Below are 15,976 nucleotides of genomic sequence, written 5' to 3'. Positions count from 1 at the left end.
GAAATCCGGCAGGTCAAGTACCTCAACAACATTCTTGAGCAGGACCATCGCTTCATCAAGCGGATCACGCGGCCAATGATGGGCTTCAAGGCATTCCATTCGGCCATCGCCACAGTCGCCGGGATCGAGACCGCTCACATGATCCGCAAGGCACAGATCCCGGCTAACGGTGCCTCGGCGTTCCAGATCTTTGCGGGGCTCGCGGCATAACTATGTCCAGCGATCAGATCCTTTCAGCCTGTTCGGAAATTTGCGACACAACCCGAGGAAGTTGAACCACAAGACAAAGGGCACGACGGCCCCCATGTCGACCAAGCCGAACAGGGCCGATCCACCCGATATCAGCGTCAACAACCCAAAGGCTATGGCCGCTACACCGGCGATGTGATGCGTTTTCATGTCTGCATCTCCTTGCGGGCAAACAGAACCAGTTGCACCTCCAGCAGGCGCATCCCCTCGGGCACGATGTCAAAGCTGCGCGAGCCAAGGCTCCACCGGATGGCAATGCCCTGAACAAGCGAGGTCAGAAGCACGGCGGCATCCTTTGGCTGAACGCCCGCACCCATCATCCCGGCTTGGGCCATGGCATGCAGGTTTGCCACCAGATGCGCCTGATACTGCATCAGAACCCCACGAAACCGGTCGCGCAGGGCGGCATTGTCCACGTTCAATTCGCGGGAATGCAAAATGGCCGGAAGCGCGGGGGTTTCCCCGATCTGCTGCAACTGTGCGGCGATCAGCGCCCTTAGCCGTGCCTGCGGGCTTTCGCTGTTCGTCACAGCCTGTTGCCACGCGCATTCCAGCCGATCCGCGATAGCGTCCCCGACCGCGGCCCAAAGCTCCGCCTTTGTCGGGAAATGCCGGAATATCGCGGCTTGGGTCACGCCGACCTCTTGCGCGATGTCATTGGTCGTCAGCCGGTCCGGGCCGATACGGTCGGCCAAGTCCAGAACGGCGGCAATGATTTCGGTCTTGCGATCCTCGGCTGATTTGCGACGTAACATTGAGCATCTCTTGTAAGTAAGTAATTACTAACATAATTTGCAAGGCTTGCAAGCTGATTCGCCAGAGCGAGAGGACCGCCATGCCAAGCCCCAAAGGATACACCCGCCTTCAGATCGCGCTTCACTGGGGCGTGGCCCTGCTGATCGTGCAGCAATATCTGTTCAAGGATGCCATCGCCGCCGCGTGGGACGCTGCGGCAAAGGGGATGGAAATCGCCTTCAATCCGCTGGTTCTGGCCCATGTCGCAGGCGGAGCGCTGGTCATGCTGTTTGCGCTGTGGCGGCTGTCGATCCGGGCACGGCGCGGCGCGCCCGCCATGGTCGGCGACAATGCGATGCAGCGCGCCTTGGCAAAGGCCGCGCATGTCGGGCTTTACGCGCTGATGATTCTGATGCCGCTCAGCGGGTCGATGGCCTGGTTCGGCGGCGTCGATCTGGCTGCGCAAGGGCACAACGTGCTGAAGATCGTGCTGCTGGCACTGGTTGCGCTGCATTTTGTGGGCTCGCTGTATCACCACTTTGTGCTGAAAGATGGCCTGATCAACCGCATGCGCCGGGCCGAGGGCTGAGCGATGCGCAGAACCTGGATCCTTGGCGCGGTTGCACTGGTTGGGCTGGCGGCGGCGGGCTGGTTTCTGACCGAACGGCCCCTGACTGTGACGGTTGTCGTGGCTGAAACCGGGGTGCCCTTGCGCCTTTACGGTCTAGGTTCCGTCGAGGCCCGGATCCTGACGCGCGTCGGGTTCGAAGTTGGCGCGGCATTGGTGTCGGTGTCGGCAGATGCAGGGGATGCGGTCAAGGCCGGACAGGAACTGGCCGCCTTGCATCCGGCTGAGCAGATAGCGCGCGTTGCGCGGGCGCAGGCAGCGGTTGCGGCAAATGCCGCCGGTCAGGCCAAGGCCGATGCCGCAGTGGCGCGGGCGCAGGCAGTTCTGGCACAGCGCATTGCCGCGAACGATCGACAGAAGGAACTTGCGCGGCAGGACGTCGCCTCTATCCAGCGAGCCGAGGAGGCACAGCGCGACGAGGATGTGGCGCGGGCCGAACTGGCCTTGGCCGAAGCCGATCTGGCCGTGATCAGCGCGCAGGGCGCAGATGCGGCGGCCGCCTTGCAACTGGAACAAACCTTGCTCGCCCATCACCGGCTGGTCGCACCCTATGATGCGGTTATTGTGGCCCGCAATGTCGAGCCGGGCACGGTGGTCAAGGCCGGAGATCCGATCTTTATACTGGTTGATCCCGCAACCGTCTGGGTTCAGGCCTTCATCGACGAAGAACGCGCCGGCCAACTGGCGCTTGGCCAAGAGGGCGTCATCCGCCTGCGGTCACAGCCCGCGGCCGAGTTTCACGGCACCGTCGCCCGGATCGGGCTGGAAAGTGACCGCGTGAACGAAGAGCGCCGCGTCTGGCTGACCTGTTCCGACTGCCCCGAAGCGATGTTCCTTGGCGAACAGGCCGAAGTACGCATCCTGACCGGCATACGCGACAACGCGCTGATGGTGCCCGAGGTGGCGATCACCGGCTTTGACGGCTTTCGCGGCATAGTCTGGCTGGTGCAGGATGGTCGGTTGCGCCGCGCCGAGCTGACCTTTGGCGCACGCGACGACCGGGGCCGGGTCGAGGTGACAGGCGGCCTGCCCGAGGGTGCCGCGATTGTCGCCATGCCGCCGAAAGGCGCCGACGAAGGCAGACTGGCCCGGATCGGGGACGCGCCATGAATCTGGCGCTGAAAGACATCCGGCATGGGCTGTTCCGCTTTGTGCTGACCTGCTTTGGCTTGGGCCTGCTGATGACGGTCGTTCTGGCGATGATCGGCATCTACAATGGCCTTGTGGCTGATGCGCTGGCGGTGGTCGAGGCCCCCGCAGCGGATGTCTGGGTGGTCGAGGCGGGCACCAAGGGGCCTTTCGCCGAAGCCTCCTCCATTCCCGCCGACAGCCGCAATACCGTGGCGCGCATGCCCGGCGTGGCCGAAGCGGGTGCCATCAATTACCAGACCGTGGAGGCCCCGTTTCTTGACCGGACCTTGCGGCTCTACGTCGTTGGGTATGAGCCGGGGCGACCGGGTGGCCCGCAGGTCATCGCTGAAGGGCGCGGCATCGGCACCAGCCATTTCGAACTGGTGGCCGACCGCAAGACCGGCCTTGTGCTGGGTGATACCATCCGCCTTGGCCGCAACCGCTTTACCGTGGTCGGGCTGGTCGAAGGGGCGATGAACTCGGGCGGCGATCCGGCGGTCTATATGACGCTTGCCGATGCGATGGCGCTGCAAACGGAACTTGCTCCGGCAGATCAACGGGTGCAGGCCGCGCGCGGGGCGGGGGCGGTCAAGTCGGCCTCGGTGGCGGCGGTAATCGTGCGCATCACCCCCGGCGCGGATGTCGATTTGCTGACAGCAACCTTGCGGCAATGGAAGCATCTGGCGGCCCTTAGCCAGATCGAACAGGAAAATATCCTGCTGGCCTCGGTCGTGGACAAGGCGCGGCGTCAGATCGGGCTGTTTCTGGGTATCCTGCTGGCGGTGTCGGCCGTGGTGATCGCGCTGATCATCTACACCATGACCATGGAAAAGCTGAAGCAGATCGCCACGCTGAAACTGATCGGCGCCCCCGACCGCACCATCATCGGGCTGATCGTGCAGCAATCGCTGATCCTTGGGACCGCAGGTTGGGGCATCGGTCTGATCCTGATCCTGCTGGTCAAAGATGTCTTTCCGCGCCGCGTCGTGCTGGAGCCGTTCAACGTGGCCGTTCTGGCCGGGATCATCGTCGTGGTCTGTCTGGCCGCCAGCGGTCTGGGCGTGCGCGCGGCCATGAAGGTGGACCCCGCCACCGCGCTGGGAGGCTGAGCCATGGCGATCGGTGATATTCTGGTCGATGTGCAGGCCGTGGCCAAGCACTATGGCGATGGCGAAACCCGCGTCGATGCCCTCCGCCAGGTTGACCTGCAGGTGCGTGCAGGCGAGGTGATCGCACTTCTAGGGCCGTCGGGGTCTGGCAAGACGACGCTTTTGAACATCATCGGCTGCATCCTTGACCCGTCCTCGGGCCGCGTGGTGCTGGACGGTGATCCGGTCTTTGACGGCAAATGGCTGCGCAGCGATCTGCGCCGCCTGCGGCTGGACAAGATTGGCTTCATCTTTCAAGCGCACAACCTGCTGCCCTTCCTGACGGCGGCAGAAAATGTATCCCTCGTCCTCGACCTTGCCGGTTGGGCGCCCGAAAAGGGAAAGGAGCGGGCAAAAGAGCTTCTCGATTATCTCGAGGTCGGCCACCGCGCCCCGGTCAAGCCCGCACTGCTGTCAGGGGGCGAGGCGCAGCGGGTTGCCATCGCACGCGCGCTGGCCAACCGCCCGCGGATCATCCTTGCGGACGAGCCGACCGCGGCATTGGACAGCAAACGCGCACAATTGGTCATGGACCTGCTGCGAAAGCTTGCCGCCGAACAGGAAGCCTGCATCCTTACGGTCACCCATGACGAGAAAATCTTCGACCGCTTCGATCGGCTTATCCATCTGCGCGACGGAAAATTGGCAGATGAGTAGTGCCTAAGGACAGTCAAGCATAAACAGATGAATCGGAGATGCGCGATAATCGCGATAGACCTCACGAACCCGGATCGTACTTGCAGGGATTAAGCGAAGCTTAAGAGGGCCGTGTCCCGGGGCGCAATATTTTCAAATAGTTGTGATTAATCATGTATTGTCGTTGGCAGGGTTTGCCGGTTTGATCACCTTGTGATGGCATTCCAGATACCCGACTGAGCAAAGCAGCCTGTGGCAAGGATCAGGAAGATCGTAGTCGACATCAGTGGCAGGAAGGCCCCGATGAAGCCGCGCGCGACCATGAGAACCCCGGCACGAGTAAGCTCGCCCGACCTGCGGTGACAGCGGTCGTGCCGGGGGACATGGTCATCTCAGATGTTCGGTCACCAGCGCGCGCACCCGGGCGAAGGCGACTTCGCCCCCGGCGATGCAGCGAGCCAGTGTGGGAGCCTCCCACAAGGCGATCTCAGCCTGCCGTATACCCCCCGTCAATTACAAGCTTCTGGCCTGTAACAAAGGAAGATTCGTCCGACATCAGGAAGACTGCGGGCTTGGCAATTTCGACAGGAACGCCCATGCGACCACCAAACTTGCCCCGTGGAACGATATCGGCCTGTTCTACCGGGTCGTTGCAGAGCGGGTGCAGTGCCGCCAGTTGGGTGAAGTCGAAAGCATCTGTTGCCAGCGTCTTCTCTTTTGCCAACTCGCCCTTATCGGCATTGACCGCAGCCTGAAACAGGGGGGTCATGATATAGCCCGGGTTCACCGTATTAACGCGAATGCCATATTCCGCCAGTTGAAGAGCCAAGGCCTTCGACAGGCCGACGACGCCATGCTTGCCCATCGTGTATTGAATCAAGTTGAAGCGATCGATTAGCACATCGCCCGTGTCCGGGTTCACGACCTTGGGGCGACCGACGACACCGTGAATACTGGATACCAGCACAATGGAGCCTTTCGTCCCGTGCTTGATCATCAGACGCGAACCGTAGAGGGCGGTGTGGAAAACTCCGTCCTCATTGATGCTTTGAATGAACTTACGGGATTTCAGGACAGCTTCCGGATCCTTGTCGAAGTCCTCGGCCGTTGCCACCCCGGCATTGGCCATAACAGCATCGACGCGGCCATAGGTCTTTTCGGTGATGTCGAACAGCTTTTCGACATCTTTCGGGTCTCTTACATCAGTATGGACATAGAGCGCCCGTCCGGTGCCGTATTGTTCGTTCAGGCTTTTCGCGAAGGCTTCGCCCAGTTCGTCGTTGATATCGGAGATGACGACTCCCGCAGCCCCTTCTGCCAGAGCTTCGCGAACCGTTGCCGACCCAATCGAATCATATCCCGGGATCGCAGAGACCGAGCCGGTCACCACAACAACTTTATCGTTTAGCTTACCCATGTAGACTTCTCCATTAATTGGGTTGCGGTGACGCAAATATTGCGTGCCACCACTGTTTGCATGCGCCTGAGCATATCTTTCTCACCTGATTGTGGATCGCCTGGATCGGTGGTCCTCCACGCGTTTAGGGGGATGCGCTAGTCGAGTTTTCTGCTGAGATGTGCGCAGATGAGATCCGAACGAGAGAGAGTTGTTTTCATTGCGCCGCAAATCATGACTGTGCTTTTTAGATAGAAACGGTGCATCGGTTCCAACCTAGGATTGGCTTTGATTGGGGGAAACCGATTTCGCTTGGCTGTGTTGATCGTCGTCTTCCAGCATTTCGTACCACATTGCGTTCAGAACCGCGAAGCAGACTGCGAGCGGCAGACCGAGGATCCAGGCAAAATACCACATTTCTGTTCCCTTTCAGTAGGCGTGACCGCCGCCTGTGATGTCGTCTTCCTCGACCTTGCCCCAGAGCAGTTTGTAGGCCCAGGCTGTGTAGGCGGCGATCAGAGGCAGGAAGATCACGGTGACAAAGAGCATGATGAAGAGCGTCAGATGGCTGGAGGATGCGTCCCAGACTGTCAGGCTGGCCCCCCGCTGCACCGTCGAGGGCAGGATGAACGGAAACATCGACAGCCCGACCGACGAGATGATCCCGAAGATCGAAAGCTTCGAGAACAACAGCGTTCCGATCTCGCGTCCCGAGCGCAGCCCCCACAGCACCAGAAGCGCGCCGACGAAGCCAAGGGCGGGGGCCAGCAGCATCCAGGGATGGGTGGCGTAGTTCGCAAACCAGCCGCCTGCCGAGGTCTCGACGGTTTTTGCCAGCGGGTTGGACGGGCCGGACGGGTCGATCACGCTGGTGATGCGGTAACCATCGACAAAGAGCCAAAGGGCCAACCCGCCAAGTGCATAGAGCCCGATGGTGGCAAGGGCCGCGATCCGGGCGAAGGACCGCGCCCGCGCCGCAACCGGCCCCGAGGATTTCAGCACCAGCCAGTTCGCCCCGTGCATCGCCAGCATGGCGACCGACAACAGGCCGCACAGCAGCGCGAAGGGGTTCAGGAGGCCGAAGAAGCTGCCGTCATAGAAGATCCGCAGGTCGGAGCCGAGCCGGAACGGCACCCCTTGCAGCACATTGCCGACAGCGACACCGAAGATCAGCGCCGGGACGAAGCCACCTACGAACAGCGCCCAGTCCCAGTTCCTCCGCCAGCGTGCGCCTTCGCGTTTCGAGCGATACTTGAACCCGACCGGGCGCAGGATCAGCGCGGCGAGGATAGCAAACATCGCAAGGTAGAAGCCCGAGAAACTGACCGCATAAAGCGGCGGCCAGGCGGCAAAGATCGCCCCGCCGCCGAGGATCAGCCAGACCTGGTTGCCCTCCCAGACCGGGCCGATGGTGTTGATGACGATGCGCCGTTCCAGGTCAGTCTTGCCGGCGAAGGGCAAGAGCATTCCCACGCCAAGGTCGAAGCCGTCCATCACGGCAAAGCCGATCAGCAGCACGCCAAGCAGCAGCCACCAGATCACGCGCAGGATGTCATAGTCGATAAGGGTGTGCAGGATCATGGCCTTACTCCGCTGCAACGAGTGTTTTCGGGGCGAGTGGCATTTCCGGGTCGTGATCGGGCTGCGGCCCCTTGCGGATCGCCTCCAGCATCAGCCGGACCTCGATCACGATCAGCACTGAATAGATCAGCGTGAAGCCGATGATGGTCAGCCAAAGAGTCGGCACGGTCAGTTCGGAAACAGCGGCGACCGTGGGCAGAACGCCCTCGACCGCCCAGGGTTGGCGCCCGAATTCGGCGGTGATCCAGCCGAGTTCGGCGGCGATCCATGGCAGCGCCAGCGAGGCCACCGCGATCTTCAGCGGCCAGCGGCTGACGCCCAGCTTGCGGCGCGCCGAAAGCACCACGAAAAAGCCCATCAACGCGACGTTGAAGAAGCCGATCGCGACCATGAGGCGGAAGGACCAGAACAGCGTTGGCACATGCGGCACCGTATCCCACGCTGCGGCCTTGATCTGCGCCTCAGTCGCCTCGCGCGGATCCTCGACATACTTCGTCAAAAGCAGCGCATAGCCGAGATCGTGGCCGTGTTCGTCGAAGGCCGTGACGGCCTCGGGAGGCACTGCCTCGCGCGAGGGCGCGGCCCGGTAATCCTGCAGCGCATCATAGGCAAGGATGCCGTTGCGGATCCGGGTTTCGGCATGGGCTTCCAACTCCTCGATGCCGGGGATTTCGGTCGTCAGCGAACGGGTCCCGATCAGCCCCATGACCCAGGGGATGTGGACCGCATAATGGGTCGTGCGCTCCTCCATGTCGGGAATGCCGAACAGGGTGAAGGAGGCCGGCGCCGGCTCGGTCTTCCACATGCCCTCGATGGCGGCGAGTTTCATCTTCTGGTGTTCCGAGGCCAGATAGCCGCCCTCATCCCCCAGAACCACGACCGAGACCGAGGCCAGCAGGCCGAACGAGGCCGCGATGGTCATCGAGCGTTTGGCGATGGCGATGTGCCGCCCCTTCAGCAGATACCAGGCCGAGACGCCCAGAACGAAGACCGAGGCGGTCAGATAGCCCGCCGAGACGGTATGGACAAAGCGGGCCTGGGCGACCGGGTTGAAGAGCACCTCGAAGAAATCGGTCACTTCCATCCGCATGGTGTCGGGGTTGAATGTCGCGCCCACTGGATGCTGCATCCAGCCATTGGCGATCAGGATCCACAAGGCAGAGAAGTTCGAGCCGATCGCCACGGCATAGGTGGCGAAGAGATGCCCGACCTTCGACATCTTGTCCCAGCCGAAAAAGAACAGCCCGACGAAGGTGGCCTCAAGGAAGAAGGCCATCAGCCCTTCGATGGCGAGCGGCGCGCCGAAGATATCGCCGACATAATGGCTGTAATAGCTCCAGTTCATGCCGAACTGGAATTCCATCACGATGCCGGTGGCGACGCCCAGCACGAAATTGATCCCGAACAATGTGCCCCAGAATTTGGTCATCTGGCGCCAGATCGGGCGGCCCGTCATCACATAGACTGTCTCCATCGCCGCCAGCAGCACGGAAAGGCCAAGAGTGAGGGGCACGAAGAGAAAATGGTAAAGCGCGGTCAAAGCGAACTGAAGCCGCGACAGGGTTACAACGTCGAATTCCATCTTGCTGCCTTTGCGTCTGCGGGTGGATGGAGCTGTTTTGCCCATGATGGGCGGTTCAGTCAGGGCGCAGGTCGTTCAATGCGGCCTCAAATCCCGGGCTGCCCCGGATATGGCTGGCCTTGATCCCGCCATCCCCCAGGATCAGCAGGCGGTCGGCATCTTCCGCTTCGCGTCGGATATGGGTGGCGGTGATCGTGGCGCGATTGCCTGCGGCATGGCGCAGCCGGGCCAGAACATCGCGGGCGGTCTCTCCGTCCAGCCCCTCGGTCGGCTCGTCCAGAAGCCAGAGCGGCACATCGCGCAGCATCAGCCGGGCAAGGGTCAGCCGCCGCGCCTGTCCCCCCGACAGACCCTGGCCGCCATCGCCGAGTTCTGTGTCGAGGCCACTAGGGAGCGCATGGATGATGCTTTCCAGCCCGGCCTGCGCCAGAACTGCCATCATCTGCGCGTCGCTTGCCATGGGGGCGCCGAGGCGAAGATTTTCGCGCAGGCCGTCACGGAACAGTTCGGTGCGCTGTGTCAGCCGCGCAGTGGCGGTGACGCGGACACTTCCCGCCGTGGGCGGCAGATCACCGGCAAGGCACTGGATCACGCTGGTCTTGCCGACACCGCTTGGCCCGATCAGCGCGATATGCTCGCCCTCCCGGACCGAAAGCGACAGATCCCGCAGGATCGGCGCAAGGGCCGCATCGTGGCGCAGCGTGACGTGATGCAATTCCGCTGCGAGACCGGGGGCGGGTTCGGCGCCGACAGGAAAGGCGGCGCAGAGTAGCGCAGGCCCGGTGCGTCTTGCGGCAAGACGGGCGCGCGCAAAATCCAGCGCGCCGCGCCGCAGGGCGGCAAAAGGCTCGGTTGCGGCCATGGTGATGAGGAGGGCAAGCGCGACACCCGGTGCGCCGATATGCCCCCCGGCGGCGATTGCTGCCGCCGCCACCAGCACCAGCGCAGGCAACACCGCCGCAAGCAGGCCATGGGCCAGACCTGCCCGAGCCTCGATCCGGTTGAGGCGGTGGTCGTCGGCGGCAAGCCTTGCGTCCACCTCTGCCAGCGCGGCCCTTTGCGCAGGGATCCGTCCCGCCATCAGCAGGTCGGTCTGGCCGCTGGCAAGGTCGATGACGCGCGCCCGCAAGGTCTCGATCCGGGCGGCGCGGCGCAGGGTTGCGGGGGTGGCGCTGCGCGCAGTGATCCCCGCGACGAAAGTTCCGGTCAGCATCAGCACCGCAAAGACCGCGACCCCCAGAGCCGGGCTGATGAAGGCCAGTGCGATCCCCGCAGCCAGCGTCGCCACGAGGGTGGTGCCAAGCGGCACCAGCACGCGCAGATAAACAGTATCGAGCGCATCGACATCGGCGGTCAGCCGAAACAGCAGGCGGGCCGGGCGCATCGCCAGTGCCCTTGCCGCGCCCGGCGCCGACCAGCCGCGAAAGAGCCGCCCGCGCAACGCGGCCAGCAGGCCGAGCGTTGCATCATGGGTCACCAGCCTTTCGCCATAGCGCGCCGCCGTGCGGCCAAGCGCAAAGAGCCGGATCGCTGCCGAGGGCATGAAGACATCGAAGGCCCAGGCCGTGGCGGGCACCAGCCCCGCAAGCGCGGTCGCGGTGATGAACCAGCCCGACAGGCCCAGAAGCGCCATGCCCATCAGCCCGGTCAGGGCGGCCAGCGCGGCACCTCCCAGCAGTTTCCGGCCGGTACTCGCGCAGAACAGGCCAAGGAAGGGCCGGAAATCATTCAGGACGCGCTTCATGCCGCTGCCCTCCCTGCCAGAGGGGCCAGACAGATGCTGCGATCCAATCGCGCGGCGAGGCGCGGGTCATGGGTTGCGACAATCAGAGTACGCCCCCGCGCAAGCCGTAGCAGGGCGTCGGTGATCTTGCCCGCGGTGACGGGATCAAGGTGGGCGGTGGGTTCATCCGCAAGGATCAGCTCCGCCTGCGGCGTGACGGCGATCCTTGCCAGGGCCAGCCGCAGGGCTTCGCCACCCGAAAGACCGGCGCCACCTTCGCCGATCGGGGCGCTTCCGCGCGCGCGCGCCACATGGTCCAGCCGCAGCGCGGCCAATGCGCGGGCGATGGTATCATCATCAATGCCGCTGCGGCCCAGGGTGACATTGGCGGCAAGCGATCCGGCGAAGATATGCGGGTTCTGCCCGATCCATGCCATCCGCGCGCGCAGGGGCAGGACGGTCTCGGGGCGCAGCTCCTGCCCGAAAACCTCGATCCGGCCGGCTTTCGGCATCGCCAGCCCCGCGATCAACGACAGGATCGTGGTCTTGCCAGCCCCGCTGGGCCCGAGAAGGGCGACATGTTCGCCGTGGTTGACGGTAAAGCCCAGCCCCTCCGGGAAAAGGAGGTCGGGTCCGGTGTGGTCAAAGGTCAGGCCCCTGACAACAATCGCCGGGCTGATCGCAAGCCTGTCTGCGGGAACCGGAGCGGAGACTTGCCCGGCCTCGGGCAGCCGGTGGCCTTCCTGCGCCAGCCGCAACAGGTTTTCATGCGCCGCCTGGCCCGCCGCCCTGTCATGCCAGATAGCCGACAATTCGCGCATCGGCTCGAAAAACGCAGGCGCCAGCAGCAGGATGAACATGCCCTGCGCCAGCCCGAGCTTGCCGCCCCAGGCGCCGAAATCCAGGTCCCCCAGCAGGTGAAAGCCGACATAGACCGCGACCATGGCGACACCGAGTGCGGCGAAAAGCTCGAGCACCGCCGAGGTCATGAAGGCGATGCGCAGCACTGCCATTGTGCGGAGCCGCAGGGATTGCGCTTCCTCCCCGACGCGTTCCGCCATCCGATCAACCGCGCCCAGCCCCCGGATCGTGGCCAGCCCGCGCAACCGGTCCAGCAGAAAGGCGTTCATCGCGCCGACCTCGACCAGTTGCACCTTGCTGGCCGCCTGCGCGCGCCAGCCGATCAGCGCCATGAAGACCGGGATCACTGGCAATGCGATCAGAAGGACCAGCGCTGCCGCCCAGGAGAGCGGCAGGATTGTCAGGAAAATCGCCAAAGGGATGACGACCGCCTTGATGCGTGTCGGCCCGAACCGCGCGAGCCATGGCGTGATGCTTTCGGCCTGTTCGGCGATCATGCTGGCGGCCTCGCCCGAAGCCGTGCGCGCGGCATCCAGAGGAGAGCGCGACGCCAGAGCCAGAACGGCTGCATTGCGCAGGGCCGTCACCGCCTCGCGCGCCCTGAGAAAGCTTGCACGCTCACTGGCGGAGGAGATCAGCGCCCGCAAGATACCGAGAAATGCCGCAAGGGCGGCGAATCCCGCGATCTCCGCCAGCACCGCGCCCCTCGCCACCGCAGCAATCGCAACGGCAAGCAAGGCCGCCTGAGGTAGCCATACCAGCGCGGCCATCGTCGGCAAAAGGTCCAGTATATCGGGCCGGTCTGCCTTCTGTGCCATATGGTCATTTCGGGTTTGACGGGGCATCTCGTTTCTTTGGCAAGGCGCGGTCTGTCACCATGCACTTTTGAAAGTGTAATAGTGGATGCGGGCTGATCATTTCAAGGATCAAGGCGACAAGGTATCGTTCTGACCCGCCACGGCGACGTGGCAGGGTGACGCGCGGCATGTTGTCGGCCCGAATCGCGCGGCGGCAGGAATTGCAATCAGGACTGGTAATCTGGCGCTGGAGTGAATTTGCTTTCAGATCTTCCGGGTCCGGTTCGAAATTCCTCCCCGAGTATTCCAGACCGCGCGCAACGGCATTCTATAGCTGCGGAGTGATCAACTCCGCAGCTATTCAAAACGGCGGCGGGTCTTGGCGGTGTTGCTTTACAGGGATGATCTACCCCCAATTCGCGCCGGTCAGCACGTCGAGCGGCAGCTTGATATATCGCCTGCCATTGGACTCCGGTTCGGGCAATCGGCCACCGTTCATGTTCACCTGCAAAGCATGCAGGATCAGCTTCGGCATCGGCAGGGTTGCATCGCGCGCATCGCGAACGGCTACGAATTCTGCCTCGGTCCGGTATTTCGCCATATGGATATTCTCGGCCTTCTGTTCGGCCACGGTCGACTCCCACTGTGGTTCCCGCCCGCCGGGTTGATAGTCATGACCAGTGAAGATGCGGGTCTTGTCAGGCAAGGCGAGGATCGCCTGAATCGAGTCCCACAGGACCTTCGAATTTCCACCGGGAAAATCGGCCCGTGCCGTGCCGCTGTCAGGCTGGAATAGCGTATCGTGGACAAATGCAGCGTCACCGATCACATAGGTGATCGAGGCCAGCGTATGCCCGGGCGAAAACATGATACGCGCAGGAATCGTCCCGACCATGAACGTATCGCCATCGGCAAAGAGCCTGTCCCACTGGCGACCGTCCTCGGGGAAATCCGGCCAGTTGTAGAAGCCTTTCCATAGCTTCTGCACCTCGACCACCTTCTCGCCGATGGCGGTGGGCGCGCCGGTCTTTTCCTTCAGGTATTGCGCGGCAGAAAAATGATCGGCATGGGGGTGGGTGTCGAGGATCCATTGCACGCGATAGCCTTTGTCAGAGACGAAGCGCAGGATCTCGTCGGCGTGTTGCGTTCCGGTCTGGCCGGATTTCTCGTCGTAGTCATAGACCGGGTCGATGATCGCGCAGTCCTTCGTTGCCGGGTCGGCCACGACATATTGCACCGACCAGGTGCGCGGATCGAAGAAACCGGTCACTTCGGGTTTGCTGGACATCTGAGGTTCCTTTCGTGGAAGAGTTTGGCCCTTTGCCTGGGCATCATGCACGAGCCAGTTCAGCGCTGCGCTTGCGTCGCATCCCCTGACCTGCGCGAACTCGGCCAGGTCTTCGGAGCTCATCCGACCGACCAGCACCTCGCCGATGGCCCAAAGGGTGAAGGACCGCGCGCCGGAGCGGCAATGCGCGAGTACCGGTCCCGAAGCGGCGTCGAGCATGGAGCGAAACGTCTCCACCACCTCGCCATTGATGGTGGAGCCGGTCACCGGCAGCCAGAGATAACCCATGCCGACGGCCGCCGCCGCCTGACGCATGGTTTCATGATCGGGCTGGTCAGCTTCCTCTCCATCGGGGCGGTTGTTGAGAATGGCGACAAACCCCATCGCGGCAAGCTGGGGCATATCCGCAGCCCGGATCTGGCCGGTGATGAAGAAGCTGTCTGTGATACGGATCGGTGTCATGAAGGCGGACTTTCGCAGCGCAGATCAGGTAGGGAAGGGGCATGATACCCCTGCCTTGATGTTCAGAGAGTGCGGGTCGAGAAATACCAGTCGACCGTATTGTAACCCTCGGCGGCGCGCGCTTCGGCCTCTTCCGGGGTTTTCGGGGGCGGCACGATGACCGGCTGGCCGGGTACCCAGGCTTCGGGCATGGCGCAGGCATTGGTGTCGGCCGTCTGCAGGGCGACGACGAGGCGATGGATTTCCGCCACAGACCGGCCCGCATTCATCGGATAGTAGAGCATCGCACGCAGCACGCCCTCAGGGTCGATCACGAATGTGGCCCGCACCGCAGCCGTGTCCGAAGCGCCTGGCATGATCATGCCATAGTCATGGGCGACCTTCATGCTGAGATCGGCAATGATCGGAAAGCCGATTTCGGTGCCGAAATTCTGCTTGATGTTGCGCGTCCAGGCGATGTGCGAGTGGGTGCTGTCGATCGACAGGCCGATCAGTTGCGTGTCGATCGCGGCGAACTGTTCCTGCAATTTTGCGAAGCCGATGAATTCGGTGGTGCAGACCGGGGTGAAATCCGCCGGGTGCGAGAACAGCACCAGCCATTTCCCGCGGAAATCGGCCAGCTTCTTGCGGCCATGGGTGGTCGGCGCGTCGAAATCGGGGGCCGGTTCATTCAGCCGCGGCAGGGCGGGGGCGTCGGTCATCTGGAAACCTCTGGGTTCGTGTTTGCGATGACCAAGAGGTAGTAGGTTTACACATATATATGAAATTGATTATATGACTAAGCGTAATCGGGATTTTCAATAACATGCCCAGCCTTCGCCAGCTTCGCTTTCTGACCGCGCTTGCCGATACGCTGAACTTCTCGCGCGCGGCCGAGGTCTGCAACGTGACGCAGCCGACGCTTTCGACCGGGTTGAAGGAACTTGAGGGGCGCCTTGGTGTTGTGCTGGCCGAGCGCACACGGCAATCGGTCATGCTGACCCCAGCGGGCGAAGATATTGCCGCGCGTGCCCGCCGGATACTGGCAGAGGTCAAGGATATCGAGGCTGCGGCGCGCCAGCACAGCGGCGCCTTTCAGGGGGAGGTCCGTCTGGGGGCGATCCCGACGCTGGGGCCATTCCTGCTGCCCCGCGCCTTGCCCGCGATCCGCCGCCGCTGGCCTGATCTGCGGATATTCCTGCGTGAGGAACTGACCGACAGCCTTGCCGCCGGGCTGGCCGAGGGACGGCTTGACCTGATTCTGGTCGCGCTTCCCCATGATCTGGGCGATGCGGTGGTTGAGCTGTTGTTTCAGGATGGATACCAACTGGCTGTCAGTGAGAAACATGCGCTGGCGGCCAAGGGTCAGGCAGAGCCTGAAGATCTGTCCCGCACGCCGCTGTTGTTGCTTGAGCGGGGCCATTGTCTGCAGCGCCACGCGCTCTCGGCTTTTCCGGGGATCGCGCTCCACGCCGATGAAACATTTGCCGCGACCAGCCTGCCGACCCTTGTTTCGATGGTCGAGGAGGGGCTGGGCATCACGCTTTTGCCTCAGCTGGCGGTGGATGCCGGGGCGACGCGGGGGCATGGTGTCGCACTCTTGCCGCTGCCCGGCGCATGTCCGCGCCAGGTGGTGCTGGCCTGGCGTCCTGGATCGCCGCACACGGAAGTCTTCCGGCAGATGGCGGCCCTGCTTCGCGATGTGCGCGAGGAAACGGCCGCGGCCTGAAATTCCTGCTGTCGCGGGTGCTGCGGCACGGGTGTCTTTGGCGACACCGTG

At 63.0% G+C, this 15,976-nt stretch carries 17 protein-coding genes; 6 read left to right on the top strand and 11 right to left on the bottom strand.

All coding sequences use genetic code 11. From position 1 onward, the window contains the following. On the top strand, positions 1-210 hold a 210-nt coding region (locus H0485_RS19385), incomplete at its 5' end, for a DDE-type integrase/transposase/recombinase (RefSeq protein WP_226937561.1). Here the strand turns inward: H0485_RS19385 and H0485_RS19380 are convergent. Together H0485_RS19380 and H0485_RS19375 are read right to left on the bottom strand one after the other, a co-directional pair. Continuing rightward, positions 211-399 (bottom strand): hypothetical protein, encoded by a 189-nt coding sequence (locus H0485_RS19380; protein ID WP_226937560.1) that lies wholly within the window; start codon positions 397-399, stop codon positions 211-213. Next, positions 396-1,004 (bottom strand): TetR/AcrR family transcriptional regulator, encoded by a 609-nt coding sequence (locus H0485_RS19375; RefSeq protein WP_226937559.1) that lies wholly within the window; start codon positions 1,002-1,004, stop codon positions 396-398. The genes H0485_RS19380 and H0485_RS19375 overlap by 4 nt, the downstream gene beginning before the upstream one ends. Positions 1,005-1,084: 80 nt before the next feature. Here H0485_RS19375 and H0485_RS19370 point away from each other — a divergent pair, with 80 nt between their 5' ends. The 4 genes from H0485_RS19370 to H0485_RS19355 are packed head-to-tail and all read left to right on the top strand — an operon-like array spanning position 1,085 to position 4,548. Beyond that, complete coding sequence (locus H0485_RS19370) at positions 1,085-1,573, top strand: cytochrome b (protein ID WP_226937558.1); 489 nt, start codon at positions 1,085-1,087, stop codon at positions 1,571-1,573. Between the two features lie 3 nt (positions 1,574-1,576). Next, positions 1,577-2,722, top strand: coding sequence for an efflux RND transporter periplasmic adaptor subunit (locus H0485_RS19365; protein ID WP_226937557.1), 1,146 nt, complete (start codon positions 1,577-1,579; stop codon positions 2,720-2,722). Beyond that, positions 2,719-3,852 carry an ABC transporter permease gene (locus tag H0485_RS19360; RefSeq protein WP_226937556.1) on the top strand — a complete coding sequence of 378 codons (1,134 nt, stop codon included), beginning with the start codon at positions 2,719-2,721 and terminating at the stop codon, positions 3,850-3,852. Before H0485_RS19365 ends, H0485_RS19360 begins: the two co-directional genes overlap by 4 nt. 3 nt (positions 3,853-3,855) lie before the next feature. Next, on the top strand, positions 3,856-4,548 hold the full coding sequence (locus H0485_RS19355) for an ABC transporter ATP-binding protein (protein WP_108129973.1): 693 nt from the start codon (positions 3,856-3,858) through the stop codon (positions 4,546-4,548). 185 nt (positions 4,549-4,733) lie between these two features. On the opposite strand, the gene H0485_RS19350 is transcribed toward H0485_RS19355, so the two are convergent. From H0485_RS19350 to H0485_RS19305, 9 genes are all read right to left on the bottom strand, one after another. Further along, positions 4,734-4,850 (bottom strand): YbaN family protein, encoded by a 117-nt coding sequence (locus H0485_RS19350; RefSeq protein WP_226937555.1) that lies wholly within the window; start codon positions 4,848-4,850, stop codon positions 4,734-4,736. Positions 4,851-5,014: 164 nt separating this feature from the next. Next, complete coding sequence (locus tag H0485_RS19345) at positions 5,015-5,944, bottom strand: SDR family NAD(P)-dependent oxidoreductase (RefSeq protein ID WP_226937554.1); 930 nt, start codon at positions 5,942-5,944, stop codon at positions 5,015-5,017. Between the two features lie 255 nt (positions 5,945-6,199). Then, positions 6,200-6,340: a cytochrome bd-I oxidase subunit CydX gene (gene cydX / locus H0485_RS19340; RefSeq protein WP_226937553.1), complete on the bottom strand. Its 141-nt coding sequence runs from the start codon at positions 6,338-6,340 to the stop codon at positions 6,200-6,202. Positions 6,341-6,352: 12 nt separating this feature from the next. Further along, positions 6,353-7,504 (bottom strand): cytochrome d ubiquinol oxidase subunit II, encoded by a 1,152-nt coding sequence (gene cydB, locus H0485_RS19335; protein ID WP_226937552.1) that lies wholly within the window; start codon positions 7,502-7,504, stop codon positions 6,353-6,355. Positions 7,505-7,508: 4 nt separating this feature from the next. Continuing rightward, positions 7,509-9,086, bottom strand: a complete 1,578-nt coding sequence (locus tag H0485_RS19330; RefSeq protein ID WP_226937551.1) for a cytochrome ubiquinol oxidase subunit I — start codon at positions 9,084-9,086, stop codon at positions 7,509-7,511. A 55-nt stretch (positions 9,087-9,141) separates the two neighbouring features. Beyond that, complete coding sequence (locus tag H0485_RS19325) at positions 9,142-10,830, bottom strand: amino acid ABC transporter ATP-binding/permease protein (protein WP_226937550.1); 1,689 nt, start codon at positions 10,828-10,830, stop codon at positions 9,142-9,144. Further along, positions 10,827-12,488, bottom strand: coding sequence for a thiol reductant ABC exporter subunit CydD (gene cydD, locus H0485_RS19320; RefSeq protein ID WP_226937549.1), 1,662 nt, complete (start codon positions 12,486-12,488; stop codon positions 10,827-10,829). Before cydD ends, H0485_RS19325 begins: the two co-directional genes overlap by 4 nt. Before the next feature lie 385 nt (positions 12,489-12,873). Beyond that, entirely contained in the window at positions 12,874-14,217 is a 1,344-nt protein-coding gene (gene blh / locus H0485_RS19315) for a bifunctional sulfur transferase/dioxygenase Blh (RefSeq protein WP_198838858.1), read from the bottom strand. Between the two features lie 62 nt (positions 14,218-14,279). Continuing rightward, positions 14,280-14,918 carry a peroxiredoxin gene (locus H0485_RS19305; protein WP_066816245.1) on the bottom strand — a complete coding sequence of 213 codons (639 nt, stop codon included), beginning with the start codon at positions 14,916-14,918 and terminating at the stop codon, positions 14,280-14,282. Positions 14,919-15,022: 104 nt separating this feature from the next. Here H0485_RS19305 and H0485_RS19300 point away from each other — a divergent pair, with 104 nt between their 5' ends. After that, the gene (locus tag H0485_RS19300) at positions 15,023-15,925 is read left to right on the top strand and encodes a hydrogen peroxide-inducible genes activator (RefSeq protein WP_226937548.1); all 903 of its coding nucleotides are present in this window, start codon (positions 15,023-15,025) and stop codon (positions 15,923-15,925) included. Positions 15,926-15,976: the final 51 nt, after the last annotated feature.

The sequence above is a fragment of the Pseudogemmobacter faecipullorum genome (genome assembly GCF_020539525.1).
Classification (GTDB): domain Bacteria; phylum Pseudomonadota; class Alphaproteobacteria; order Rhodobacterales; family Rhodobacteraceae; genus Pseudogemmobacter; species Pseudogemmobacter faecipullorum.
The sequence above is the reverse complement of the archived record's forward strand: the minus strand, read 5'-3'. Positions and strand labels throughout refer to the sequence as shown.